Here is a 23,518-nt window from a genome sequence, read left to right on the forward strand (position 1 = left end):
CGCGGGTCAGGGTGTCGGCGACGACGAAGGCCACCGGGCGCGCGATGCCCTCGACGCTGTCGGCCGGCGGCAGCCAGAACGCGCCGTCGCGCACGCCGTCGATGCTGTTGAGCTGGAAGTTCAGGTGCGACAGCGAGCTGCGCTTGCCTGCGACGTTGATCAGGTCGTTGCTGCGGCCGAGCAGCCGGAAGCGTGTCGGCGACAGCACCTCCAGCACGTCGGCGAGCAGCACCGGCTCGGGCACGTGGCCGCCGCTGACGATGCTCTCGCCGCCATCGCCGCGCAGGCGCACGCCGTCGTAGGTGAGCCATTCGGCGCCGTCGGTGGTGCGGCGCGTCGCGACCTGGCCGGCCTCGGTGCAGCCGTAGATCTCGACCAGCGGCGCCTGCCACGCAGCCTCGGCGCGCGCCGCCATCTGCGGCGACAGCGGCGCGGTGGCCGACAGCACCAGGTCGAGCGGCGGCAGCGCGACGCCGGCATCGAGCAGCGTCTTCAGGTGGAACGGCGTGGTCACCAGCACGCGCGGCCGCGGCAGCTGCGCCAGCACCGCGGCGATGTCGGCCGGCAGCAGCGGCTTCTCGGCGGCGAACGACGCGCCGCCCAGCATCGCGAGCAGCACGGTCGACTCGAAGCCGTACATGTGGTGCGGCGGCACGGTGCCCAGCAGGCTGACGCCGGCGAGGCTGTCGCGGCCGAGGTGGTGGGCGATGCGCGCGGCCTCGGCGCGGATGTTCTCGACCAGCAGGTCCCAGCGCTTGGCATGGCGCGTCGGCTGGCCGGTGGAGCCGGAGGTCAGCACCTGCGCCACCACGGTGTCGGGCGCGAAGCAGGGCGTGTCGGTGATGGTGTCGGCGCGGCCCGGCGCGATGTCGTCGAAACGCAGCGAAGGCAGCGCGTGCGGCCCGGCGCCGGCTTCGAGCAGGCCGTGCGTGCGCGGGAACAGCCCGAGCAGGCGCTCCACCATGTCCGGCGTGTGGTTCGGCGGCATCAGGTTGAACTGGCCGCGCTGCATCGCCGCGCCGAGCGACAACGCGAAGCGGTAGCGGTCGTTGCAGACGGCGAGCACCGCGTCGCCCTCGGGCAGTGCGCGGGCCAGCGCGGCGACATCGGCGAGGTACTGGCGGCGGCTGATCGGCAGGCCGGCGCGCCAGGCGAGCGGCGCGTCGAGCGGCGCGCCGGCGAGCAGCGGCAGTGTCTGCGGCAACGACGGGCCGGCGCTCATCGCGGCGTGTCGGAAGCGGCTGCGCTCGCGCGGTAGGCGCGCACCGCATCGAGGAAGGCGACGCGTTCGAACTCGGGGTGCAGCCGGTAGCGCAGCAGGTACTCGATGGCGAACATCGCGACCAGCGAGACCGGCGTCAGCACGTTGGCGAACAGCGACCAGGCGGCGAGCGGCGCGAAGCCGAACAGCAGGAAGGAGCTGCCGGCGATCGCGACGAAGTAGAGGGTCCAGGCCAGCGTGACGTGGCGGGTGTAGACCACCATCGTCGGCTGCATCGGATCGTGCAGGCGGCGCGCCAGTTGCGTGATGAAGGGTTCGCGCCCGCCGCGCAGCGTGCGGCCGAACCACCAGGCGAGGCCCAGGTGGATGCCGGCATGCTGGGCCAGGTACAGCCACGAGACCGGCAGCCGCGAGCCGTTCAGCAGCACCGCGACGGCGAGCGCCGCCAGCACCAGCGCGACCAGCCGGTTGCCCGCCTGCCACAGGCCCCACAGCGCGGCGCCGACCATCGGGCCGAGCAAGGTGAGCAGCGCCAGCACCGAGCCGGCGTCGCGGCTGACGAGGTGGTGCGCGAGCAGCGCATACGCCCCGAGGCCGACGGCGGCCAGACCCCAGCGGGCATGCGCATTCATGACGTCACTGCGTGCGATGTGCTGCGATGTGGCCGGCCAGGCTGCGCAGCGACGAGAAGATGCGCAGGTTGTCCTCGTCGCCCGAGCGCAGCTGGAAGCCGTAGCGCTTGGACACGACGAGCGCCAGTTCGAGGATGTCGATCGAATCGAGCCCGAGGCCTTCGCCATACAGCGGTGCATCGGGGTCGATGGCGCCGGGGGCGATCTCCAGGTTGAGGGATTCGACCAGGAGCGTGCCGACTTCCGGCAACAGGGGGGTGTCAGCTGAACTCATGCAGTCTCGGGCTACTTGCTACTCGTGCGGAGGATCCTGTGCAGTGGGGTCCGCACAATCAAAGTGCGCGATTTTAGCGGAGCCCGGGTTGCGGCATCCGTCACAGGCCGTACCATCGCCCGACCCTGGCCACCGTCTGCAGCCCATGCCCGACCGCGTCGATCGCGTTCCGCCCGCACGCTCTTCGCCTGAGTCGGTCGACGGCATGGTGCACCTGCCGCACAGTGCGCTGACCGACTACTACCCCGACGGCGACGCCCAGGCCCGCGAGCGCTTCATCCGCACGGCCTTCGACGACACCGCGGGCGACTACAACCGCCTCGAGCGCATCCTCGGCCTGGGCACCGGCTCGTGGTACCGCCGCCAGGCGCTGCTGCGCGCCGGCCTCGCGCCCGGCATGCAGGTGCTCGACCTCGGCATGGGCACCGGGCTGGTGTCGCACGAGATTCTTCACGTGACGAACGAGCCGCAGCGGCTGATCGGCGTCGACCCGAGCCCGGGGATGATGGCGCAGGCCCACCTGCCGCCGCAGGTGCGCTGCCTGGTGGGCCGGGCCGAGGCGCTCCCCGTGCCGGATGCGAGCGTCGATTTCCTGGTGATGGGCTATGCGCTGCGCCACATCGAGGATTTCTCGGTCGCCTGCGCCGAATTCCGCCGCGTGCTGAAGCCGGGCGGGCGGCTGCTGATCCTCGAGATCACCAAGCCGGCCGGGCGCATCGCCACTGCGCTGCTCAAGCTCTACATGCGCGGCGCGCTGCCGCTGCTGGCGCGCTTCGTCTCGAAGGCCGAGGGCACGCCCCGGCTGTGGCGCTACTACTGGGACACGATCGCCGCCTGCGTGGCACCGGCCGAGGTGCTGGCGACACTGCGCGCGGCCGGCCTGCACGATGCGGGCCGCTATGTGGAACTCGGCATCTTCTCGGAATACGGAGCCCGCGGCTGATGAACCTGCCTTCGCATCAATTGACCATGACGGTGCTGATGACGCCCGACATGGCGAACTTCACCGGCAACGTGCACGGGGGCAGCGTCCTGAAGCTGCTCGACCAGGTGGCCTACGCCTGCGCGAGCCGCTATGCGGGACGCTACGTGGTGACGCTGTCGGTCGACCAGGTCACGTTCAGGCAGCCGATCCACGTCGGCGAGCTGGTGACCTTCCTCGCGTCGGTCAACCACACCGGCAACACCTCGATGGAGATCGGCATCAAGGTCATCACCGAGAACATCCGCACGCAGACGGTGCGGCATGCCAACAGCTGCTTCTTCACGATGGTCGCGATGGACGATGAGCGCCGGCCGGCCACGGTGCCGCCGCTGGTGCCGGTGACGCCCGACGAGATCCGCCGCAGCAAGGCGGCCCAGGTGCGGCGCCAGCTGCGCCAGGAGTTCGAGCAGCGCGCCACGTCGATGAAGCCTTGACGTGTCGGATGCGGAGTGCACAAATGCGCTCCTCATCAACGACGGAGGAGAGCGATGAACCTGACGAAACGGGCTGCGGCCGAATTGATTGGAACGTTCTGGCTGGTGCTGGGCGGGTGCGGGAGCGCGGTGCTGGCCGCCGCCTTCCCGAACGTCGGGATCGGCCTGCTGGGGGTGTCGCTCGCGTTCGGGCTGACGGTGCTGACGATGGCCTTCACGATCGGCCACATCTCCGGCTGCCACCTGAACCCGGCGGTGTCGATCGGCCTGGTGGCCGGCGGCCGCTTCAAGGCGTCGGAGCTGCCGGCCTACATCGCGGCGCAGGTGATCGGCGGCGTGCTGGGTGCCGCGGTGCTGTACCTGATCGCGAGCGGCAAGGCCGGCTTCAGCCTGGCCGGCGGGTTGGCGTCGAACGGCTTCGGCGAGCACTCGCCGGGCGGCTATTCGGTGATGGCGGCCTTCGTCTGCGAGGTCGTGATGACCGGCATGTTCCTCGTGATCATCATGGGGGCGACCGACAAGCGCGCGCCGGCCGGCTTCGCGCCGATCGCGATCGGGCTGGCGCTGACGCTGATCCACCTGATCAGCATCCCGGTGACCAACACCTCGGTGAACCCGGCACGCAGCACCGGGCCGGCGTTGCTCGTCGGCGACTGGGCGCTGGCGCAGCTGTGGCTGTTCTGGGTCGCCCCGATCGGCGGCGCGGTGATCGGCGGCGTGCTGTACCGCTGGCTGGGCGGGTCCGACGACAAGGGCTGACATCGTTCTTTACACGCGGGCGGCCAACCCGCGGCCCGGCCGCGGCGTTGCTCCGGGGTGGCGCCGCGTCCGGCGCCCGGAGATGTCGATGAACCCGAAGCTTGCGCTGACGCGGCTCGCGTTGCTGGCCCTGGTGGGCAGCACCTTGTCCGGCTGCATCGTCTACCCACGGCCGTACTACGACCGGTCTTACGGCCCGCCGCCCGGGCCGCCACCCGGCGCAGTCGTCGTCGTGCCACAGGCGCCACCGGCGCCGCGCTATTCGTACAACGACAACGGCCGCGGCCAGGTCACCAACATCGAGGTGCTGCGGCAGTACGACCGGCCGACCGGCGGCGGGGCAGTGCTGGGCGGCATCGTCGGTGCCGCGGTGATCGGCGCGGTGATGGGCGGACGCGGCGCGGGCGTCGTCGCCGGCGCGGTGGGCGGAGCGATCGTCGGCAACGAGATCGAGCGCAACCAGACGCCGGCCTACGACACGTTCCGCATCACGGTGCGGCTGGACAGCGGCGTGTGGCGGCAGTTCGTCGTCACGCAGCCGAACGGCCTGCGCGTGGGCGACGCGGTGCGCGTCGAAGGCCCCCGGATCTTCCCCGGCTGATCTACAATCCCGGCTCCCACGAGCAGAGCAGCAAGGACCGAGGAAGGCACCATGGTCATGACACCACCGCGGACACCGCGAACTACGCCGGTTTCCACAAAGGTTTAGTCGGCCGCGGCTCGTCACGTCTTTACTCGTCATCTTTCTCGAAGCGCGGCTCACCCCCGCGCTTTTTTGTTTTCAGGAGCTCCTTTCATGATTTCAGTCCAGTTGCCCGACGGTTCCCGACGCGAGTTCCCCGGCCCGGTCACGGTGGCCGAAGTGGCGGCGTCGATCGGCACCGGCCTGGCGAAGGCCGCGCTCGCCGGGCGCGTCGGGCAGGGCGATGCTGCACGCGTGGTCGACACCAGCTACCGCATCGAGGCCGACACGGCGCTCGCGATCGTCACCGACAAGGACCCCGCCGGGCTGGACGTCATCCGCCACTCCACCGCCCACCTGCTGGCTTACGCGGTCAAGGAGTTGTTCCCCGAGGCCCAGGTCACGATCGGCCCGGTGATCGAGAACGGCTTCTTCTACGACTTCTCGTACAAGCGCCCGTTCACGCCGGACGACCTGGCGGCGATCGAGGCCAAGATGACCGAACTCGCGAAGAAGGACGAGCGCGTCGAGCGCCGCGTGCTGCCGCGCGACGAGGCGGTGGCGTACTTCAAGAGCCTGGGCGAGCACTACAAGGCCGAGATCATCGCCAGCATCCCGTCGGATGAAGACGTCTCGCTGTACCGCGAAGGCAAGTTCGAGGACCTGTGCCGCGGGCCGCACGTGCCGAGCACCGGCCGGCTGAAGCACTTCAAGCTGATGAAGGTGGCCGGCGCCTACTGGCGCGGCGACCACCGCAACGAGATGCTGCAGCGCATCTACGGCACGGCCTGGGCCACCAAGGACGAGCTGCAGCAGTACCTGCACATGCTCGAAGAGGCCGAGAAGCGCGACCACCGCAAGATCGGCCGCGAACTCGACCTGTTCCACCTCGATGAACATGCCCCCGGCCTGGTGTTCTGGCATGCCAAGGGCTGGTCGGTGTGGCAGCAGGTGGAGCAGTACATGCGCGCCGTCTACCGCGACAACGGCTACCAGGAAGTGAAGGGGCCGCAGATCCTCGACAAGGGGCTGTGGGAGAAGACCGGCCACTGGGGCAACTACCGCGACAACATGTTCGTGACCGAATCGGAAAAGCGCGACTACGCGCTGAAGCCGATGAACTGCCCCGGCCATGTGCTGATCTTCAACTCGCAGATGCGCAGCTACAAGGACCTGCCGATCCGCTACGGCGAGTTCGGCCAGTGCCACCGCAATGAACCGTCGGGCGCGCTGCACGGCATCATGCGGGTGCGCGGCTTCACGCAGGACGACGGCCACATCTTCTGCACCGAAGACCAGATCCTCGAGGAGTGCGTCGCCTACACAGCGCTGCTGCAGAAGGTCTACCAGGACTTCGGCTTCACCGAGATCATCTACAAGGTCGCGACCCGGCCGGAACACCGCGTCGGCTCCGATGCCTTCTGGGACAAGGCCGAGTACGCGGTGATGGAGAGCCTGCGCCGCTCCGGCTGCGAGTTCATCATCTCCCCGGGCGACGGCGCCTTCTACGGCCCGAAGATCGAGTACACGCTGAAAGACGCGCTGGGCCGGCAGTGGCAGTGCGGCACGATGCAGGTCGACTACAACACCGCCGAGCGCCTGGGCGGCGAGTACGTGACCGACACCAGCGGCCGCGCGCACCCGGTGATGCTGCACCGCGCCATCATCGGCAGCTTCGAGCGTTTCATCGGCATGTTGATCGAACACCATGCCGGCGCGCTGCCGGTCTGGCTCGCGCCGGTGCAGGTCGTGGTGGCCAGCATCACCGAGGCGCACGCCGACTACGCCCGGGAAGTCGCGAAAACACTTCAAAAACAAGGAGTTAGGGCAGAGAGTGATTTGCGCAACGAGAAGATCACGTATAAAATCCGCGAGCATTCCTTGCAAAAGGTCCCGTTCATCCTTGTCGTTGGCGAGAAGGAGAAGGCAATCGGGGCCGTTGCGGTGCGTGCCCGCGGCAACCAGGATCTCGGCGTGATGCCCTTGGACGACTTCGCAAAGAAGCTCGCCAGCGACATCGCCAACCGGGCCTGAAGTAAGGCAACTCCTGTCCGCTGGCGTTCATCGACATCCAAAGTTTGGGCTCCGCTGCCTCGGGGTCCGGTGAAAGGTAAGAACCATCGCTACTTTTGCTGACCGTCGCACTCCCAATGTGGAGCGCAAGCACCGCCTCAATCGTGAAATCATGGCGCCAGAGGTGCGGCTCAACGGTGTGGAGAACGAACCGCTCGGGATCGTCAACATCCAGGAGGCCCTGCGCATGGCGGGCGAACTGGACGTCGATCTGGTCGAAATCGCTGCTCAGGCCGATCCGCCGGTCTGCCGGCTGATGGACTACGGCAAGTTCAAATACCAAGAGCAGAAACGGGCAGCGGAAGCGAAGTCCAAACAGAAGGTCATCGAGATCAAGGAAGTCAAGTTCCGTCCGGGCACGGACGAGGGCGACTACCAGATCAAGATGCGCAACCTGCGCCGCTTCATCGAGGAAGACGGCGACAAGGGCAAGGTCACGCTGCGCTACCGCGGCCGCGAGATCACCCACCAGGACATCGGCATGCGCCTGCTGGAGCGCATTCGCGACGAACTGGCCGATGTGGCCGTCGTCGAGAACATGCCGAAGCTCGAAGGGCGCCAGATGATCATGGTGCTGGGTCCGAAGAAGCGTTGAAGTTTTGAGAGTTCAGCGCGCCGGTCTGGTCACCGGCGCGTTGCAAGAAGCCCCTCCAGGCCAACAAGACCGCAAGCTCTTTGCGGGCGCCTGGTGGAGCAACTAAAAAGGAGCAGTCATGCCCAAAATGAAGACCAAGAAGAGCGCTGCGAAGCGTTTCCGCGTTCGTCCGGGTGGCACCGTCAAGCGGGGCCAGGCGTTCAAGCGCCACATCCTCACGAAGAAGTCCACGAAGAACAAGCGCCACCTGCGTGGCTCTGTCGGCGTGCACGAAACCAACATGGGTCACATGGCTCAGATGCTGCCCTTTGCCGGGCTGTGATCTGCCACTGCTGATCTCACGGTTTCAGAAACACTTCTAGAAGGAGAAATCCATGCCTCGCGTCAAACGTGGTGTAACAGCCCGCGCTCGTCACAAGAAAATTCTCGCACTCGCCAAGGGTTACCGCGGCCGTCGCAAGAATGTATTCCGCATCGCCAAGGAAGCGGTCATGCGCGCTGGGCAATATGCCTATCGCGATCGCCGCACCAAGAAGCGTGTGTTCCGCCAGCTCTGGATCGCGCGTATCAATGCCGCGGCCCGTGGCCTGGGCATCACCTACAGCAAGTTCATGAACGGCATGAAGAAGGCGTCGATCGAGATCGACCGCAAGGTTCTTGCCGACATGGCAGTCAACGATCCTGCCGCTTTCGGCAGCATCGTGGAGAAGGTGAAGGCCCAGCTCGCTTGATGTCGTGATCGTGCCGGTTCGCACACCCGCTGTGCTGCCGGTGCCACGCAAGTCCCCGCAGGCTGCTCGCAGCCGTCGGGGCAAGCTCTCCAAGGCCGACCTCGTGTGCGGCCTTTTTTGTTTCTTGAACCGACCATCCTCCCTCTACCGATGAACGACCTCGATCAACTGGTGCAGGCGGCGCACGCCGATTTCGCGCAGGCGACTGCACCTGCCGATCTGGAGAACGCGAAGGCCCGCTACCTCGGCAAGGCCGGCCGCGTGACCGAGCTGCTGAAGTCGCTGGCCGGTCTCGCGGGCGACGAGAAGAAGTCGCGCGGTGCCGAGATCAACGCCGCAAAGCAGGGCATCGAGGCCGCGCTGAACGCCCGCCGCCAGGCGCTGGCCGATGCCGAACTGCAGGCGCAGCTGAAGGCCGAGTCACTCGACGTGACGCTGCCCGGGCGCAAGCGCGGTGTCGGCAGCGTGCACCCGATCACGCGCACGATGGAGCGCATCGAGGCGATCTTCGGTTCGATGGGTTTCGACGTGGCCGACGGCCCCGAGATCGAGACCGACTGGTACAGCTTCACCGCGCTGAACAACCCCGAGAACCATCCGGCGCGTTCGATGCAGGACACCTTCTACGTCGACATGAAGGACGACGAAGGCCGCTGGCTGAACCTGCGCCCGCACACCTCGCCGATGCAGGTGCGCCATGCCCGCGCGCATGCCGCGAAGTACGCCGGCCAGCCGCACATGCCCGACATCCGCGTGATCGCGCCGGGCCGCACCTTCCGCGTCGACAGCGATGCCACCCACTCGCCGATGTTCCACCAGGTCGAAGGCCTGTGGATCGGCGAGAACGTCAGCTTCAAGGACCTGAAGGCGATGTACCTGGATTTCATCCAGGCCTTCTTCGAGACCAGCGAGCTCGCGCTGCGCTTTCGCCCGAGCTATTTCCCGTTCACCGAGCCGAGCGCCGAGATCGACATCATGTTCGAGCGCGGGCCGCTGAAGGGCCGCTGGCTCGAGGTCTCCGGCTCCGGCCAGGTGCACCCGCAGGTGGTGCGCAACATGGGGCTCGACCCGGAGCGCTACGTCGGCTTCGCCTTCGGTTCGGGCATCGACCGCCTGGCGATGCTGCGCTACGGCGTCAGCGACCTGCGCCTGTTCTTCGACGGCGACCTGCGTTTCCTCAGCCAGTTCAAGTAACCAGCGGAAGACCCATCAATGCAATTCCCCGAGTCGTGGTTGCGTGAGTTCTGCAATCCGCCCCTTGAGACGGCGGCCCTGGCCGAGCTGCTGACGATGTCCGGCATGGAGGTCGAAGAGCTGCGCCCGGTGGCTCCCCCCTTCAGCCGCGTGGTCGTCGGGCGGGTGGTGTCGCTGGAGCGCCATCCGAATGCCGATCGCCTGAACGTCTGCCAAGTCGACGTCGGCAGCGGCACGCTGCTGAGCATCGTCTGCGGTGCGCCGAACGTGGCGGCCGGCCTGAAGGTGCCGTGCGCGCTGGTCGGCGCAGTGCTGCCTCCCGGCGAGGATGGAAAACCCTTCGAGATCAAGCTCGGCCAGCTGCGCGGCGTCGAGAGCCAGGGCATGCTGTGCTCGGCCCGCGAGCTGAAGCTGTCCGAGGACCACGGCGGGCTGCTGATCCTGGCCGAAGACGCGCCGATCGGCGAAGACATCCGCAAGCACCTGTCGCTCGACGACACCTTGTTCACGCTGAAGCTGACGCCGAACCTCGGGCACTGCCTGAGCGTGTTCGGCGTCGCGCGCGAGGTCTCCGCGCTGACCGGCGCGCCGCTGAAGGCGCCGACCATCACGCCGGTGCCGGTGAAGCACCGCGACACGCTGCCGGTCAAGATCGAGGCGCCGGACCTGTGCGGCCGCTTCTCCGGCCGCATCGTGCGCAAGGTCGACACCACCGCGAAGACGCCGGCCTGGATGGTCGACCGCCTGGCGCGCTGCGGCCAGCGTTCGGTGACCGCGCTGGTCGATATCTCGAACTACGTGATGTTCGAGCTGGGCCGGCCGTCGCACATCTTCGACCTCGACAAGATCCACCACGGCCTGACCGTGCGCTGGGGCAAGCCGGGCGAACAACTGAAGCTGCTGAACGGCAACACGATCGAGGTCGACGCCGCCGTCGGCGTGATCGCCGATGCCGAGGCGGTCGAGTCGCTGGCCGGCATCATGGGCGGCGATGCGACCTCGGTGTCCGATGCCACGCGCAACGTGTATGTCGAGGCGGCGTTCTGGTGGCCCGAGGCGGTGTCAGGCCGTTCGCGCCGCTTCAATTTCACGACCGATGCCGGGCACCGCTTCGAGCGCGGCGTCGACCCGGCGCAGACGGTCGAGCACATCGAGCGCATCACGCAGCTGATCCTCGAGATCTGCGGCGGCGAGGCCGGCCCGATGGACGACCAGGCCCTCGCGCTGCCGGCGCGCAAGCCGGTCACGCTACGCGTCGCGCGTGCCGCGAAGGTGATCGGCATGCCGCTGACGCAAGCGCAATGCGTCGGCGTGATGGAGAGGCTCGGCCTGCCGTTCACGCAGGCCGAGGGCACGATCACCGTGACGCCGCCGAGCTGGCGCTTCGACCTGCTGATCGAGGAAGACCTGATCGAGGAAGTGATCCGCGTGCTCGGCTACACGACGCTGCCGTCGACGCCGCCGCTGGCAGCGATCGCGGCCAGCGTGCGCAGCGAATCGAAGCGCGGACCGCATGCCGTGCGCCACCTGCTGGCCGGCCTGGACTACCAGGAGACCATCAACTTCAGCTTCGTCGAAGAACGCTGGGAGCATGAGCTGGCCGGCAATGCCGACCCGATCCGCGTGCTGAACCCGATCGCGAGCCCGCTGTCGGTGATGCGCTCCAGCCTGATCGGCGGGCTGGTCAACGTGCTGCGTTTCAACCTGGCGCGCAAGACCTCGCGCGTGCGGGTGTTCGAATTCGGCCGCGTGTTCCGCCGCGATGCGACGGTCGCCAACGGCGCCGTCAGCGTGGCCGGCGTCGCGCAGCCGCTGCGGGTCGCGGGGCTGGCCTACGGTGGCGTCGATGCGCTGCAGTGGGCAGCGAAGGAGCGCCAGGTCGACTTCTTCGACGTGAAGGGCGACATCGAATCGCTGCTCGCGCCGCTGGCCGTCAGCTTCACCGCCAGCGAGCATCCGGCGCTGCACCCCGGGCGCTCGGCGCGCATCGAGGTCGACGGCCAGGCCATCGGCTTCGTCGGCGAGCTGCACCCGAAGTGGCGCCAGTCGTACGAGTTGCCGCAGGCGCCGGTGGTGTTCGAACTCGACGCGTCGGCCTTGCTGCAGCGCCTGCTGCCGCAGTTCCAGCCGATCCCGAAACAGCAGTCGGCCTGGCGCGACATCGCCGTCATCGCCGGCGAGCAGGTCACGCATGAGGCGCTGATGAGCACGATCGCCGGTGTCGACCCGGGGCTGATCCGCTCGGCGCGGCTGTTCGACATCTACAAGCCGGCGACGCCGTCGGCCGACATGGCCGCCGGCGAGCGCAGCCTGGCGATCCGGCTCGAGCTGCTGGACGACACCGCGACGCTCACCGACGAGCGCATCGAAGCCGGCGTGCACCGGGTGCTGGACAGCCTGAAGGCCCGCCTCGGCGTGCGCCTTCGCGGCTGAGCGGAGGCCGCGATGGACGACCACAACGACGACAAATCCCCCGCCCGCGTGCTGCTGCCGACGCTCGAGACGCCGACGCTGACCAAGGCCGAACTGGCCGAGCTGCTGTTCGAGCGGCTGGGCCTGAACAAGCGCGAATCCAAGGACATGGTCGAGGCTTTTTTCGACATCATCCACGGCACGCTCGTGAAGGGCGAGGACGTGAAGCTGTCGGGATTCGGTAATTTCAACATCCGGCGCAAGGCGCCGCGACCGGGGCGCAACCCCCGAACCGGGGAATCGATACCGATCAAGGCCCGGAACGTTGTAACTTTTCACGCAAGTCACAAACTGAAAGGAGTTGTGCAGGGCGACATACCTGCGGGAGACGACTTCGAGTAAAGTCTTAGCTTTCTCTCTCGAACTCCTTGATTTCAATGGAGAAAGCGCTTCCCGCCATCCCTGCCAAACGCTACTTCACCATTGGTGAGGTGAGTGATTTGTGCGGCGTGAAGCCGTACGTGCTGCGCTATTGGGAACAGGAGTTCACGCAGCTCAAGCCGATGAAGCGCCGGGGCAACCGGCGCTACTACCAGCACCACGAGGTGTTGCTGATCCGGCGCATCCGCGAGCTGCTGTACGAGCAGGGCTTCACGATCAGCGGGGCCCGCAACCGGCTCACCGAGCTGGTCCATTCGCGGTCATCCTCATCATCGTCGCCGGCTCCGATGGCCGACGCCGGACACGATGCGGAGCTCGACGGCGAACTCGACGCAATGGGGTCCGACTCCGAACTGTCGATCGACGGCGAGCCGGAAGACGCGCCCATTCCGCAACCGGTCGTGATCATCGACGAGGTGTCGCTGACGCAGATGCGCGAAGAGCTGATCTCGATCCGCCATCTGCTGGTTGCGTGAGGGCTGGTTGCCTGAGCTGAATCGCCGGTTTTCCACGCTATACTGCGCGGCTTACGTCGGGGTGTAGCGCAGCCTGGTAGCGCACTTGCATGGGGTGCAAGGGGTCGCGAGTTCGAATCCCGCCACCCCGACCATAGAGATCGAAGCCATACCGGTTGGCCCCACCAACCAGCACGAAGAGAAGCCCGTTGAGGTCCAACGTGAGGTCCAGCACCTCAGGTTTGACTTTCGCGGGCTTTGTGCTTTTCAGATCCGTCCACGCGAACGAACACCCGCTGCAGCAGCACGCCGTGTTCCCTGCGCCCCGGTGCACCGCTCAGCCCGAACTGGCGGATCGCGCCGATGACGCTCACCGCTTCGATCAAGCTCGACGTCTCGATCAAGCGGTAGACGCGGTGCTCGCTGTCCTCGACGCCGAAGATCATCTGCACGCCGTCAGGTCGGCTCGCCACGTCGATGGTGTCGAGGGCGTTCATCAGGGCTTCGTCTTCCACGGGATGGTGGCCATCGATGATCAGGCGGCTGCGCATGGTGCATGGGTCGTACTGCTGAGGACGCGGGAGATGTTCGGGCCATGCCACCGCGTCGACCATCGGCGCCTTCCGACCTTCGCGTAGGAACAGATCCCTTTGCAGCGCGAGGTCGATGACATGCGATGACATGCGGCCGCCGCGCGGATAGATTGAGGGTCGCCATGCCCGCCTCCATCCACACGCTGTCGACCAAGCCTCCCGCACATCCCGCTGCGCCGCTCGGCGCGAGCGTGCCCCTGCCACCGAGCAAGACGGTGCTGCTGCTGGTCGACTTCATCAACCCGCTCGAATTTCCGCAGGCCCGCCAGCTCGAAGCAGCGGCCGTCCGTGCGGCAAAAGCTGCCGCAAGCTTGAAGGCCCGGCTCGCCCGCGCCGGCGTGACGACGATCTACGCGAACGACAACTACGGGCATTGGCAGTCCGACTTTCGCGAGCTGCTCGCGCATTGCATCGAATCGGGCGGCGTGGCGGGATGGATGGCGCAGGCATTGGCCCCGTCATCGCGCGATCTGGTGATCCTGAAACCCCGGCACTCCGCGTTCTTCGCCACGCCGCTGGAGTTGCTGCTCGGCCAGATGCGCACCAAGCACCTGGTGATCGCCGGTCTCGCCGCGGACATCTGCGTCCAGCTCACCGCGATGGATGCCAACCTGCGTGGCTTCGAGCTGTGGGTTCCGAGCGACTGCACCGCAGCCGAGACCTCCAGCGGGTGCGCCGCGAGCCTCGGCTACATGAAGCGGGTGCTGAAGGCGCGCACCGCGAAATCCAGCGCAGAGCTGCCGGCCGGCTGGTGAGCCCACCGGCTTCGGGAACACGGCTTGCCGCATCGGGTCGGGCGTCGCAGCCGCGACGCGAGGCCAGGAGAACGCGTTGAAAGCTCTCACGTACCACGGCTCGAACGACGTGCGGATCGGACCTGCACATCTACCGCGGCAAGATCCAACGACCAACCCCGGGCGCGGCGCCATCCTCAACAAGAAGAGCACGCGGCCGGGGGCGGGCCTGATCGGCTACAGCCACCTGTATGGCGGCTATCCCGGCGGGCAGGCCGAGTACGTGCGGGTGCCGCGCGCCAATGTCGGACCGCTGGTCATTCCCGATTCGACGCTGACCGACGAGCAGTTGCTGTTCCCGTCGGACATCCTGCCCACCGGCTACCAGGCGGTGGACCCGGCGGCCTTCATCGTCGACCGCACCAATTTCCGAGGCCTCGCCGCGCCAGGCGATCGCCGCCACGCGCCGCGGCGGCATCGTCAGCGTTCCGGGCGTCTATGCCGGCTTCATCCACGGCTTCCTGTTCGGTGATGCGTTCGAGAAGGGCCTGACCTTCAAGGGCGGCCAGACCCATGCGCAGCGCTTCATGCCGGAGTTGCTCGACCGCATTGCCAAGGGCGAGCTGCGGCCGGACACGATCATCAGGCACCGGATGCCGCTGAGCGAAGCCGCGGCCGGCTACCAGGTCTTCAACGAGAAGCGCGAAGCCTGCCGCAAGGTGGTGCTCTTGCCGGGCTGAGCTGCGCCGACGGCCCAGTCCAGCACGGTGGCGGGTTCGTCGATCGGGGGCTCGTTGTTCGGCAGGCCGGGACAAGGTACGCCGATTGCCCCGGTTGCTCGTCCATGGCACCCAGGGAGAAAAAATGATGCCTGCACTCGCGCGGCTGTTCACGCCGCTGGTCTCGCTCACCTGTCTCGTCGCGGCCGTGCCGTGCTCGCTGGCAGCCGATCCGCCTCCGCCCGACACCACCTACCGACCCTTGCCGACCTTGCCGTTTTCTGCAGTCAAGTCCGCCGACGAGGCGCAGAAGCCGGCGGTGATGCAACGTCAGGCGGCCTTGCTGAACCAGCGCTACGACCTGGCGAATCGCCCGATGCCGGGCGTGATGATGTCCGGCGGCCGCCGTGCGGTGCAGGACGGCGTGCGCGTGCGACTGTCGCCCGGCCAGAGCTGGGATGGCCTGGGCCGCCTGACCCCGGCCGAGTTGCGCGATCGCAATCTGCTGCCCGACGGCTTCAAGCCGCTGCCGCACGTGAAGCAGGCCACCGGTGGCCAGGTGTTCCCGACGCGCCAGATCGACGAGATCGCACGCCTGGAGCAACGCGACCTGCGGCGCTTCGACGTCGACTTCGACCTGCCCGACCACCTGACGCCGGAGTTCCCGTCGCCGATCTTCCTGACCACGCACCCCGAGCTGGGCGATGTCTCGCGCGGCCAGGTGCTGGCGTTGACGAACTACTACGACATCCTGCTGGGCATCGTCACGCCGGTGCAGATGGAAGGCATGCGGCTGCTGCTGACGCCGTTTCCGCAGGAGGAGTTCAACCAGACCGAGGACCGCAAGGTTGCCGCACCCAGCCGCGGCGTGACCTGCATGGACTGCCACGTCAACTTCAACACCAATGCCGCGTTCCACCTGACGCCGGATCTTCGCCCGCAGGCGGCACGCTTCCGGCTCGACAGCACCAGCCTGCGCGGCCTGTTCAACCAGCAGATCCACGGCTCCAAGCGTTCGCTGCGCTCGGTCGAGGACTTCACCGAATTCGAGCAGCGCACCGCCTACTTCAACGGCGACCACGTCAGCGCCGCGCGCAAGGGGGTGAACCTGCCCGACCGCGCGAGCCAGGTCGCGATGATGGCGCAGATGCAGAACATCGTCGACTTCCCGCCGGCGCCCAAGCTCGATCCGGCGGGGCGGCTGGACCCGGCGCACGCGACGCAGAAGGAGTTGGCGGGCGAGAAGCTGTTCACCGGCAAGGCGCGCTGCGCCGAGTGCCATGTGCCGGCCACCGCGTTCATGGACCAGCAGATGCACGACCTGAAGCTGGAGCGCTTCTACCGCACCGGCGTCGCCGCCAACGACCTCGTGCCGGTGCCCGATGGCCCGATCAAGACCTTCACGCTGCGCGGCATCAAGGACACGCCGCCGTATTTGCACGACGGGCGGTTGCTGACGCTGGCGGACACCGTCGAGTTCTTCAACCTGGTGCTGGGGCTGAAGCTGAGCCAGCCCGAGAAGGACGCGCTCGTCAGCTACATGCTGGCGCTGTGACGCTGGCCGACGCCTGAGAAGCGCGTCATTGGCTCGCGGCGGAAGCCGCCGGTGCCGCCACCTCGGCCGCTGCCGGCGCGCTCGCCGACATCGTCGTCGGCGCCCCGTGCTGCTCGTCCATCGCCTTCGCGGTGGCCGCCATGCCGGTCGGCAGCAGCGGCACGATCAGCAGGGCGACGATGTTGATGATCTTGATCAGCGGGTTCACCGCCGGCCCGGCCGTGTCCTTGTACGGGTCGCCGACGGTGTCGCCGGTGACGGCCGCCTTGTGCGCCTCGGAGCCCTTGCCGCCATGGTGGCCGTCCTCGATGTACTTCTTCGCGTTGTCCCAGGCGCCGCCGCCGGTGCACATCGAGATCGCGACGAACAGCCCGGTGACGATGGTGCCCATCAGCAGCCCGCCGAGCGCGGCCGGGCCGAGCAGCATGCCGACCGCGATCGGCACGACCACCGGCAGCAGGCTCGGGATGATCATTTCCTTGATGGCCGCGGTGGTCAGCATGTCGACCGCCTTGCCGTATTCAGGCTTGCCGCTGCCGTCCATGATGCCCTTGATGTCGCGGAACTGGCGGCGCACTTCCTCGACCACCGCGCCGGCGGCACGGCCCACCGCCTCCATCGCCATCGCGCCGAACAGGTACGGGATCAGCCCGCCGATGAACAGCCCGACGATCACGCGCGGCTCCGACAGGTCGAAGCTGACCGTCATGCCGCGCGCCGTCAGCGCATGCGTGTAGTCGGCGAACAGCACCAGCGCCGCCAGGCCGGCCGAGCCGATCGCATAGCCCTTGGTGACGGCCTTGGTCGTGTTGCCGACCGCGTCGAGCGGGTCGGTGACGTCGCGCACGCTGTCGGGCAGCCCGGCCATCTCGGCGATGCCGCCGGCGTTGTCGGTGATCGGCCCGTAGGCGTCGAGCGCGACGATGATGCCGGCCATGCTGAGCATCGCGGTCGCGGCGATCGCGATGCCGTACAGCCCGGCGAGCTGGTACGACGCCAGGATCGCGATGCACACGAAGATCACCGGCCAGGCGGTCGAGCGCATCGACACGCCCAGACCCGCGATGATGTTGGTGCCGTGCCCGGTGGTCGAGGCCTGCGCGACGTGCTGCACCGGCTTGTAGTTGGTGCCGGTGTAGTACTCGGTGATCCACACCATCGCGGCGGTCAGCACCAGGCCGACCACGCAGGCGCCGAACAGCCGCATCTGCGTGCCGGCGCCGAGCGCGTCGTCGGGCATCGCGTAGCGCGTGATGAAGAAGAAGCCGACCAGCGAGATCAGCCCGGCGACGATCAGGCCCTTGTACAGCGCCGGCATCACGTTCTTCATGCCGGGCGTCGCCTTCACGACGCTGCAGCCGATGATCGACGAGATGATCGAGAAGCCGCCCAGCACCAGCGGGTAGATCACCGCCTGCATCGAGGCCTGCGTGACCGTCAGCGCGCCGAGCGCCATCGTCGCGATCAGCGTGACGGCATAGGTCTCGAACAGGTCGGCGGCCATGCCGGCGCAGTCGCCGACGTTGTCGCCCACGTTGTCGGCGATCACCGCCGGGTTGCGCGGGTCGTCCTCGGGGATGCCGGCCTCGACCTTGCCGACCAGGTCGGCGCCGACGTCGGCGCCCTTCGTGAAGATGCCGCCGCCCAGCCGCGCGAAGATCGAGATCAGCGACGCGCCGAACGCGAAGCCGAGCAGCGGCTTCAGCGTGGCCGACAGGTTCTCGGGTGCCACCGAGGCCTGGCCGCTGATCACCATGAAGAACAGCGTGACGCCCAGCAGCCCGAGGCCGACCACCAGCATTCCGGTGATCGCGCCACCCTTGAAGGCGACGTCGAGCGCCGGCGCCATGCCCTGCGTGGCGGCCTGTGCGGTGCGCACGTTGGCCTTCACCGACACGTTCATGCCGATGAAGCCGCAGGCGCCCGACAGCACCGCGCCGAGCACGAAGCCGACGGCGGTGGTGAGGGGCAGGACGATGGCGATCAGGATCGCGAGCACCACGCCCACGATGGCGATGGTCTTGTATTGGCGGGCCAGGTAGGCGGCAGCGCCTTGCTGGATCGCCGCCGCGATCTCCTGCATGCGGGGGTTGCCCGCGTCGCGGCTCAGGATCCAGCTTCGTTGCACGAAGCCATACACCACTGCGGCAATCCCGCAGGCCAGCGCAAAGTACAGCGCCAAGTTCGTGGACATCAGGTCTCCTTCCTCGTTCGTTCGTTGATGATCGGAATCGAGAGTCGTGCCCGACTGCACAGGGGCGCACGAGGCCGCGCGAGCCCTGACGGGTCTGCGGCGCATGCTACGGGATGACCCGCCTTGAAGGCAACGAAACCCGTCATGGTGTTTTCCAGCGGACAGGGGCGCAGCTAAAATCCGGGTTATCCCTCGCGATCCCTGACTCTTATCCAGAGAACCTCATGAGCCTGCACAAAGTCCCCCCCGGCGCCAAGGCGCCCGAGCAGTTCAACGTGATCATCGAGATCCCGATGAACGCCGACCCGATCAAGTACGAGGTCGACAAGGAAAGCGGCGTGCTGTTCGTCGACCGCTTCATGACGACCGCGATGCACTACCCCTGCAACTACGGCTACGTGCCGCAGACGCTGTCCGACGACGGCGACCCGGTCGACGTGCTCGTGATCACGCCGTTCCCGCTGTCGCCCGGCGTGGTCGTCACCTGCCGCCCGATCGGCGTGCTGAAGATGGAAGACGAGGCCGGCGGCGACAGCAAGCTGCTCGCGGTGCCGATCGACAAGGTGCTGCCGATCTACACCCATTGGCAGAAGCCCGAAGACATCAACCAGATGCGCCTGAAGGCGATCCAGCACTTCTTCGAGCACTACAAGGACCTCGAGGCCGGCAAGTGGGTCAAGGTCACCGGCTGGGAAGGCCCGGAATCGGCCAAGGCCGAGATCACCAGCGGGCTGGCCGCGTACAAGAAGGCCGAGGCCGAGAAGGCCTGAGTCACGCGACATCACGGGCCGTCACGAACGGACACCGAGCAGAAGGGGAGCCGCGTGCTCCCCTTTGTCATGGTGGAACCTTGCAGCAGGGCCGCGCTCTACACTGCCCGCTTCGCTTCGATCACCCGCCCCATGCTGAAACGCTTCCTGCCTGTCGTTCTCATCGCCGCTGGTGCCTTGTTGGTGCAGACGGCTTCCGCGCAGGCCCTGCCTGGCGGCATCGCCAAGGTCCAGGTCGTCGAGGGCATCACCGAGTACCGCCTGCCCAACGGCCTGCAGCTGCTGCTGATCCCCGATGATTCCAAGCCGACGACCACGGTCAACATGACCTACCACGTCGGCTCGCGGATGGAGAATTACGGCGAGACCGGCATGGCCCACCTGCTGGAGCACCTGCTGTTCAAGGGCTCGCCGAAGCACCGCACCGTGTGGGCCGAGTTCACCAAGCGCGGGCTGGCCGCCAACGGCAGCACCTGGTTCGATCGCACCAACTACTTCGCGAGCTTCTCGGCCAACGACGAGAACCTGAAGTGGTACCTCGACTGGCAGGCCGATGCGATGGTCAACAGCTTCATCGCGCGCCGCGACCTCGACACCGAGATGACCGTGGTGCGCAACGAGATGGAGATGGGCGAGAACAGCCCCGACCGCATCCTGCTGCAGAAGACCGTCGCCACGATGTACGAGTGGCACAACTACGGCAAGGACACCATCGGCGCGCGCGCCGATGTCGAGAACGTCGACATCCCGCGCCTGCAGGCCTTCTACCGCCAGTACTACCAGCCCGACAACGCGACGCTGATCGTCTCGGGCAAGTTCGAGCCGGCCAAGGTGCTGCGCTGGGTCGGCGACGCCTTCGGCAAGATCCGCAAGCCCACCCGCAAGCTGCCGGTGCAGTACACGCTCGACCCGGCGCAGGATGGCGAGCGCAGCGTCACGCTGCGCCGCTCGGGCGGCACGCCGCAGATCTTCGCGGCCTACCACGTGCCGCCGGCCGCACACCCCGACTACCCGGCGATCGAGGTGCTCGACCTGGTGATGGGCGACACCCCCTCCGGCCGCCTGCACAAGCGCCTGACCGAGAAGCAGCTGGCTGCCAGCACCTTCGGCTTCGCGCAGGCGCTGGCCGAGCCGGGCTTCACGCTGTTCGGCGCGCAGCTGGCGCCGGGCCAGGCGGTCGAGCCGGCGCGCGAGGCGCTGCTCGCCACCGTCGAATCGACCGCCACCGAGCCGATCACCGACGAGGAATTCAAGCGTGCCCAGGGCAAGTGGCTGAAGGCCTGGGAACAGGCCTTCACGAACCCCGAGACGGTCGGCGTCTCGCTCAGCGAATCGGTGGCCCAGGGTGACTGGCGTTTGTTCTTCCTGCTGCGCGACCGCGTGCGCGACCTGAAGCTGGCCGACGTGCAGCGCGTCGCCGACCAGCGCTTCATCGCATCGAACCGCACGCTGGGCATCTACCTGCCGACCGACAAGCCCCAGCGCGCACCGGCGCCTGCCAAGGTCGACGTGGTGGCCGAGCTGAAGGGCTTCCAGCCGCAGCAGGCGCAGGCCAACGCCGAAGCCTTCGACAGCGCGCCGGCCAACATCGACCAGCGCACGCAACGCTTCCAGGTCGGCGGCATCAAGGCGGCGCTGCTGCCCAAGGCCTCGCGCGGCGGCACCGTGCATGCCACGCTGACGCTGCACTTCGGCACCGACAAGAGCCTGTTCGGCCTGAATGACGTGCCCGACATGACGGCCGCGCTGATCGACAAGGGCACCGCGACGCTGACCCGCCAGCAGGTGCAGGACCGGCTCGACGAGCTGAAGACCGAGATGGGCATCAGCGGCGGGCCGGGGCGCGTGAGCGTCGGCCTGCTGTCGCGCCGCGAGACCTTGCCGCAGGCGATCGCGCTGGTCGCCGACCTGCTGCGCAACGCCAGCCTGCCGGCCGACGCGCTCGACGAGCTGAAGCGCCAGACGCTCGCCGCGATCGAGCAGCAGCGCAAGGAGCCCGAGAGCGTGGTCGACAACGCGCTCGGCCGCATCGGCAACCCGTACCCGCGTGGCGACGTGCGCTACGTGCGCAGCTTCGACGAGATGGTGGCGGACGTCGGCGGCCTGAAGCGCGAGCAGCTGCAGGCCTTCCACCAGCGCTTCTACAGCGCGGCGCATGGCGAGTTCGGCGCGGCCGGCGACATGGACGTGCCGGCCGTCAAGGTGGCGCTGCAGGCCGCGTTCGGCAACTGGCAGAACAGCGAGCCGTATGCGCGCGTGCTGCAGCCGCTGGTGCCGATCCCGCCGCAGCGCGTGGTGCTGCCGACGCCCGACAAGCAGAACGCGACGATGCTGGTGCGCCTGGGCGTGCCGCTGCAGGACAGCGATGCCGACTACCCGCCGCTGATGATGGCGAACTACCTGCTCGGCTCGGGCGGCAGCTCGCGCCTGTGGAAGCGCATCCGCGAGAGCGACGGCCTGTCGTACGACGTGCGCAGCCGCGTCAGCTGGAACAACCAGGAGCCGCATTCCGAATGGCAGGCCAGCGCGATCTTCGCGCCGCAGAACCAGCCGAAGGTCGAGGCCGCCTTCAAGGAAGAAGTGGCGCGCGCGCTGAAGGACGGCTTCACTGCGCAGGAGCTGGCCGAGGGCCAGCGCGGGCTGCTGGCCTTCCGCCGGCTGTCGCGCGCGCAGGACGGCAACCTGGCCGGCGCGCTCGCCAGCAACGAGGAACTGGGCCGCACGTTCGCGGTGTCGGCGCGCGTCGACGATGCCTTGTCCAAGCTGACGCTGGAGCAGGTGAACGCCGCGCTGCGCACCTATGTGAAGCCGGACGCCTTCGTCAGCGGCTTCGCGGGCGACTTCAAGCCCTGATCAATCGCTTGATGACACGGGCGCCTGCTTGAACGGCAGGCGCTCGTTCAGTTCATCGAGGTAGCCCTCGACCGCCGAGCCCTCTCGGGCGAGGAAATCGCCGACCGCCTCGGCGAACTGCGGATGCGCGAGCCAATGTGCCGACCAGGTCTGCACCGGCAGCAGGCCGCGGGCCATCTTGTGCTCGCCCTGCGCGCCGCCTTCGAAGCGGCGGAAACCGTGCTCGATGCACCAGGCGAGCGGCTGGTAGTAGCAGGCCTCGAAGTGCAGGCAGGAGATGTGCTCGGTCGCGCCCCAGTAGCGGCCGTACGCAACCCCGCGCGCCGCATCGACGCCGATCAGCGACACCGCGATGCGCTCACCGTCTTTCCACGCGACGAACAGCACCCAGTTCTCGGGCATCGTGCGCGCCATGCGGGCGAAGAAGTCGCGCGTGAGGTAGGGTGTGGAGTGGTGGGCGCGGTAGGTGAGGACGTAGCAGCGGTAGAAGAAGTCCCACAGGTCCTCGTCGATCTCGCGGCCCGCGTGGGTCGTGAAGCTGACGCCGGCCTCGGCGACGCGGCGGCGTTCCTGCTGGATCTTCTTGCGCTTCTCGCGCTGCAGGCTGGCGAGGAAATCGGCGAAGCCGTCATACGGCTGCGGCTCGCGGTTGACCCAGTGGAACTGCACCGTGCTGCGCATCATCCAGCCCATGTCGCGCGCGGCCTGCTGGTCGCGTTCGTCGAGGAACAGCAGGTGGGCGGACGACAGCTTCGCATCGTGCGCGATCTGCATCATCGCGGACAGCAGCGCGCGCCGCGCGCCGTCGTCGCGCGCCATCAGCCGCGGGCCGGGCACCGGCGTGAACGGCACCGCACCCAGCAGCTTCGGGTAGTAGCGCAGGCCGTGGCGCTGGTAGGCGTCGGCCCAGGCCCAATCGAACACGTACTCGCCGTATGAATGGTCCTTCAGGTACAGCGGGCAGGCGGCAGCCAGCGTGCTGCCTTTGCCGGCGCCGTCGTCGATCAGCAGGAACTGCGGCATCCAGCCGGTCTCGGCCACCGCGCTGGCCGACGCGTGCAGCGCCGCGAGGTACTCGTGGCGCATGAACGGCGCGGCCGAGGGCTGCGCATCGAGCAGCGCGTTCCACTGCGCGGCATCGATCTCGCCGGGGTCGCCGACGACCCGGATGACATAATCTTTGGAGCTCTTTTCCGCAGGCATATTCGCTG

General features: G+C 67.7%; 22 protein-coding genes, 1 tRNA gene and 1 pseudogene. 18 read left to right on the forward strand and 6 right to left on the reverse strand.

All coding sequences use genetic code 11. The features are described 5' to 3' along the window. The 3 genes from ACXJLU_RS08335 to ACXJLU_RS08345 all read right to left on the reverse strand — a co-directional run. Positions 1-1,222: AMP-binding protein (locus ACXJLU_RS08335; RefSeq protein WP_457329970.1), on the reverse strand; the 1,222-nt coding region annotated here is incomplete at its 3' end. Next, positions 1,219-1,854 (reverse strand): COG4648 family protein, encoded by a 636-nt coding sequence (locus tag ACXJLU_RS08340; protein WP_457329971.1) that lies wholly within the window; start codon positions 1,852-1,854, stop codon positions 1,219-1,221. The genes ACXJLU_RS08340 and ACXJLU_RS08335, both read right to left, overlap by 4 nt. Before the next feature lie 4 nt (positions 1,855-1,858). Next, positions 1,859-2,128 carry a phosphopantetheine-binding protein gene (locus ACXJLU_RS08345; protein WP_457329972.1) on the reverse strand — a complete coding sequence of 90 codons (270 nt, stop codon included), beginning with the start codon at positions 2,126-2,128 and terminating at the stop codon, positions 1,859-1,861. A gap of 145 nt (positions 2,129-2,273) precedes the next feature. Between ACXJLU_RS08345 and ACXJLU_RS08350 the strand changes: the two genes are divergently transcribed. The 13 genes from ACXJLU_RS08350 to ACXJLU_RS08410 all read left to right on the forward strand — a co-directional run bounded on the left by ACXJLU_RS08350 (position 2,274) and on the right by ACXJLU_RS08410 (position 13,044). Then, positions 2,274-3,071 carry a class I SAM-dependent methyltransferase gene (locus ACXJLU_RS08350; protein WP_457329973.1) on the forward strand — a complete coding sequence of 266 codons (798 nt, stop codon included), beginning with the start codon at positions 2,274-2,276 and terminating at the stop codon, positions 3,069-3,071. Beyond that, positions 3,071-3,547: an acyl-CoA thioesterase gene (locus tag ACXJLU_RS08355; protein WP_073463899.1), complete on the forward strand. Its 477-nt coding sequence runs from the start codon at positions 3,071-3,073 to the stop codon at positions 3,545-3,547. The genes ACXJLU_RS08350 and ACXJLU_RS08355 overlap by 1 nt, the downstream gene beginning before the upstream one ends. Positions 3,548-3,601: 54 nt before the next feature. After that, positions 3,602-4,306 carry an aquaporin Z gene (aqpZ, locus tag ACXJLU_RS08360; protein ID WP_457329974.1) on the forward strand — a complete coding sequence of 235 codons (705 nt, stop codon included), beginning with the start codon at positions 3,602-3,604 and terminating at the stop codon, positions 4,304-4,306. 88 nt (positions 4,307-4,394) lie between these two features. Then, complete coding sequence (locus ACXJLU_RS08365) at positions 4,395-4,907, forward strand: glycine zipper 2TM domain-containing protein (RefSeq protein WP_457329975.1); 513 nt, start codon at positions 4,395-4,397, stop codon at positions 4,905-4,907. 195 nt (positions 4,908-5,102) lie between these two features. Continuing rightward, a complete protein-coding gene (gene thrS / locus ACXJLU_RS08370; RefSeq protein ID WP_457329976.1) occupies positions 5,103-7,022 on the forward strand; it encodes a threonine--tRNA ligase in 1,920 nt (639 codons plus the stop codon). Between the two features lie 118 nt (positions 7,023-7,140). Then, positions 7,141-7,656: a translation initiation factor IF-3 gene (gene infC / locus ACXJLU_RS08375; RefSeq protein ID WP_255358641.1), complete on the forward strand. Its 516-nt coding sequence runs from the start codon at positions 7,141-7,143 to the stop codon at positions 7,654-7,656. Positions 7,657-7,774: 118 nt separating this feature from the next. Further along, positions 7,775-7,978 carry a 50S ribosomal protein L35 gene (gene rpmI / locus ACXJLU_RS08380; RefSeq protein ID WP_056808404.1) on the forward strand — a complete coding sequence of 68 codons (204 nt, stop codon included), beginning with the start codon at positions 7,775-7,777 and terminating at the stop codon, positions 7,976-7,978. Positions 7,979-8,030: 52 nt separating this feature from the next. Then, positions 8,031-8,387, forward strand: coding sequence for a 50S ribosomal protein L20 (gene rplT, locus ACXJLU_RS08385; RefSeq protein ID WP_047511792.1), 357 nt, complete (start codon positions 8,031-8,033; stop codon positions 8,385-8,387). Between the two features lie 150 nt (positions 8,388-8,537). Then, a complete protein-coding gene (gene pheS, locus ACXJLU_RS08390) occupies positions 8,538-9,581 on the forward strand; it encodes a phenylalanine--tRNA ligase subunit alpha (RefSeq protein ID WP_457329977.1) in 1,044 nt (347 codons plus the stop codon). An 18-nt stretch (positions 9,582-9,599) separates the two neighbouring features. Then, complete coding sequence (pheT, locus tag ACXJLU_RS08395) at positions 9,600-12,014, forward strand: phenylalanine--tRNA ligase subunit beta (RefSeq protein ID WP_457329978.1); 2,415 nt, start codon at positions 9,600-9,602, stop codon at positions 12,012-12,014. Between the two features lie 12 nt (positions 12,015-12,026). Further along, entirely contained in the window at positions 12,027-12,395 is a 369-nt protein-coding gene (locus ACXJLU_RS08400; RefSeq protein WP_047511799.1) for an integration host factor subunit alpha, read from the forward strand. Positions 12,396-12,430: 35 nt separating this feature from the next. Further along, the gene (locus ACXJLU_RS08405; protein ID WP_457329979.1) at positions 12,431-12,910 is read left to right on the forward strand and encodes a MerR family transcriptional regulator; all 480 of its coding nucleotides are present in this window, start codon (positions 12,431-12,433) and stop codon (positions 12,908-12,910) included. Between the two features lie 57 nt (positions 12,911-12,967). Then, positions 12,968-13,044: transfer RNA gene (locus ACXJLU_RS08410), tRNA-Pro, on the forward strand. An 81-nt stretch (positions 13,045-13,125) separates the two neighbouring features. Here the strand turns inward: ACXJLU_RS08410 and ACXJLU_RS08415 are convergent. After that, on the reverse strand, positions 13,126-13,572 hold the full coding sequence (locus ACXJLU_RS08415) for a hypothetical protein (RefSeq protein ID WP_457329980.1): 447 nt from the start codon (positions 13,570-13,572) through the stop codon (positions 13,126-13,128). A 125-nt stretch (positions 13,573-13,697) separates the two neighbouring features. Between ACXJLU_RS08415 and ACXJLU_RS08420 the strand changes: the two genes are divergently transcribed. The 3 genes and pseudogenes from ACXJLU_RS08420 to ACXJLU_RS08430 all read left to right on the forward strand — a co-directional run bounded on the left by ACXJLU_RS08420 (position 13,698) and on the right by ACXJLU_RS08430 (position 16,490). After that, positions 13,698-14,237, forward strand: a complete 540-nt coding sequence (locus tag ACXJLU_RS08420) for a cysteine hydrolase family protein (RefSeq protein ID WP_457329981.1) — start codon at positions 13,698-13,700, stop codon at positions 14,235-14,237. Between the two features lie 148 nt (positions 14,238-14,385). Continuing rightward, positions 14,386-14,956 (forward strand): annotated as a pseudogene (locus ACXJLU_RS08425) (MDR/zinc-dependent alcohol dehydrogenase-like family protein); the annotation flags it as partial. Positions 14,957-15,080: 124 nt separating this feature from the next. Next, a complete protein-coding gene (locus tag ACXJLU_RS08430; protein WP_457329982.1) occupies positions 15,081-16,490 on the forward strand; it encodes a hypothetical protein in 1,410 nt (469 codons plus the stop codon). A 25-nt stretch (positions 16,491-16,515) separates the two neighbouring features. On the opposite strand, the gene ACXJLU_RS08435 is transcribed toward ACXJLU_RS08430, so the two are convergent. Next, positions 16,516-18,684, reverse strand: a complete 2,169-nt coding sequence (locus ACXJLU_RS08435; RefSeq protein WP_457329983.1) for a sodium-translocating pyrophosphatase — start codon at positions 18,682-18,684, stop codon at positions 16,516-16,518. A 224-nt stretch (positions 18,685-18,908) separates the two neighbouring features. Between ACXJLU_RS08435 and ppa the strand changes: the two genes are divergently transcribed. Further along, entirely contained in the window at positions 18,909-19,454 is a 546-nt protein-coding gene (gene ppa / locus ACXJLU_RS08440) for an inorganic diphosphatase (protein ID WP_073463931.1), read from the forward strand. Between the two features lie 132 nt (positions 19,455-19,586). Next, positions 19,587-22,307 carry a M16 family metallopeptidase gene (locus ACXJLU_RS08445; protein WP_457329984.1) on the forward strand — a complete coding sequence of 907 codons (2,721 nt, stop codon included), beginning with the start codon at positions 19,587-19,589 and terminating at the stop codon, positions 22,305-22,307. Here ACXJLU_RS08445 and ACXJLU_RS08450 read toward each other — a convergent pair whose 3' ends face one another. Next, positions 22,308-23,510, reverse strand: coding sequence for a GNAT family N-acetyltransferase (locus tag ACXJLU_RS08450; RefSeq protein WP_457329985.1), 1,203 nt, complete (start codon positions 23,508-23,510; stop codon positions 22,308-22,310). Between the last annotated feature and the right edge of the window lie 8 nt (positions 23,511-23,518).

The sequence above is a fragment of the Rhizobacter sp. P5_C2 genome, assembly GCF_054049715.1.

Excerpts from the sequence above, each read along its gene's own strand:
- ACXJLU_RS08340 (WP_457329971.1), bottom strand. The coding sequence starts at position 1,854 with ATGAATGCGCATGCCCGCTGGGGTCTGGCCGCCGTCGGCCTCGGGGCG.
- ACXJLU_RS08345 (WP_457329972.1), bottom strand. The coding sequence starts at position 2,128 with ATGAGTTCAGCTGACACCCCCCTGTTGCCGGAAGTCGGCACGCTCCTG.
- ACXJLU_RS08350 (WP_457329973.1), top strand. The coding sequence starts at position 2,274 with ATGCCCGACCGCGTCGATCGCGTTCCGCCCGCACGCTCTTCGCCTGAG.
- ACXJLU_RS08355 (WP_073463899.1), top strand. The coding sequence starts at position 3,071 with ATGAACCTGCCTTCGCATCAATTGACCATGACGGTGCTGATGACGCCC.
- aqpZ (WP_457329974.1), top strand. The coding sequence starts at position 3,602 with ATGAACCTGACGAAACGGGCTGCGGCCGAATTGATTGGAACGTTCTGG.
- ACXJLU_RS08365 (WP_457329975.1), top strand. The coding sequence starts at position 4,395 with ATGAACCCGAAGCTTGCGCTGACGCGGCTCGCGTTGCTGGCCCTGGTG.
- thrS (WP_457329976.1), top strand. The coding sequence starts at position 5,103 with ATGATTTCAGTCCAGTTGCCCGACGGTTCCCGACGCGAGTTCCCCGGC.
- rpmI (WP_056808404.1), top strand. The coding sequence starts at position 7,775 with ATGCCCAAAATGAAGACCAAGAAGAGCGCTGCGAAGCGTTTCCGCGTT.
- rplT (WP_047511792.1), top strand. The coding sequence starts at position 8,031 with ATGCCTCGCGTCAAACGTGGTGTAACAGCCCGCGCTCGTCACAAGAAA.
- pheS (WP_457329977.1), top strand. The coding sequence starts at position 8,538 with ATGAACGACCTCGATCAACTGGTGCAGGCGGCGCACGCCGATTTCGCG.
- pheT (WP_457329978.1), top strand. The coding sequence starts at position 9,600 with ATGCAATTCCCCGAGTCGTGGTTGCGTGAGTTCTGCAATCCGCCCCTT.
- ACXJLU_RS08400 (WP_047511799.1), top strand. The coding sequence starts at position 12,027 with ATGGACGACCACAACGACGACAAATCCCCCGCCCGCGTGCTGCTGCCG.
- ACXJLU_RS08405 (WP_457329979.1), top strand. The coding sequence starts at position 12,431 with ATGGAGAAAGCGCTTCCCGCCATCCCTGCCAAACGCTACTTCACCATT.
- ACXJLU_RS08415 (WP_457329980.1), bottom strand. The coding sequence starts at position 13,572 with ATGTCATCGCATGTCATCGACCTCGCGCTGCAAAGGGATCTGTTCCTA.
- ACXJLU_RS08430 (WP_457329982.1), top strand. The coding sequence starts at position 15,081 with ATGATGCCTGCACTCGCGCGGCTGTTCACGCCGCTGGTCTCGCTCACC.
- ACXJLU_RS08435 (WP_457329983.1), bottom strand. The coding sequence starts at position 18,684 with ATGTCCACGAACTTGGCGCTGTACTTTGCGCTGGCCTGCGGGATTGCC.
- ppa (WP_073463931.1), top strand. The coding sequence starts at position 18,909 with ATGAGCCTGCACAAAGTCCCCCCCGGCGCCAAGGCGCCCGAGCAGTTC.
- ACXJLU_RS08445 (WP_457329984.1), top strand. The coding sequence starts at position 19,587 with ATGCTGAAACGCTTCCTGCCTGTCGTTCTCATCGCCGCTGGTGCCTTG.
- ACXJLU_RS08450 (WP_457329985.1), bottom strand. The coding sequence starts at position 23,510 with ATGCCTGCGGAAAAGAGCTCCAAAGATTATGTCATCCGGGTCGTCGGC.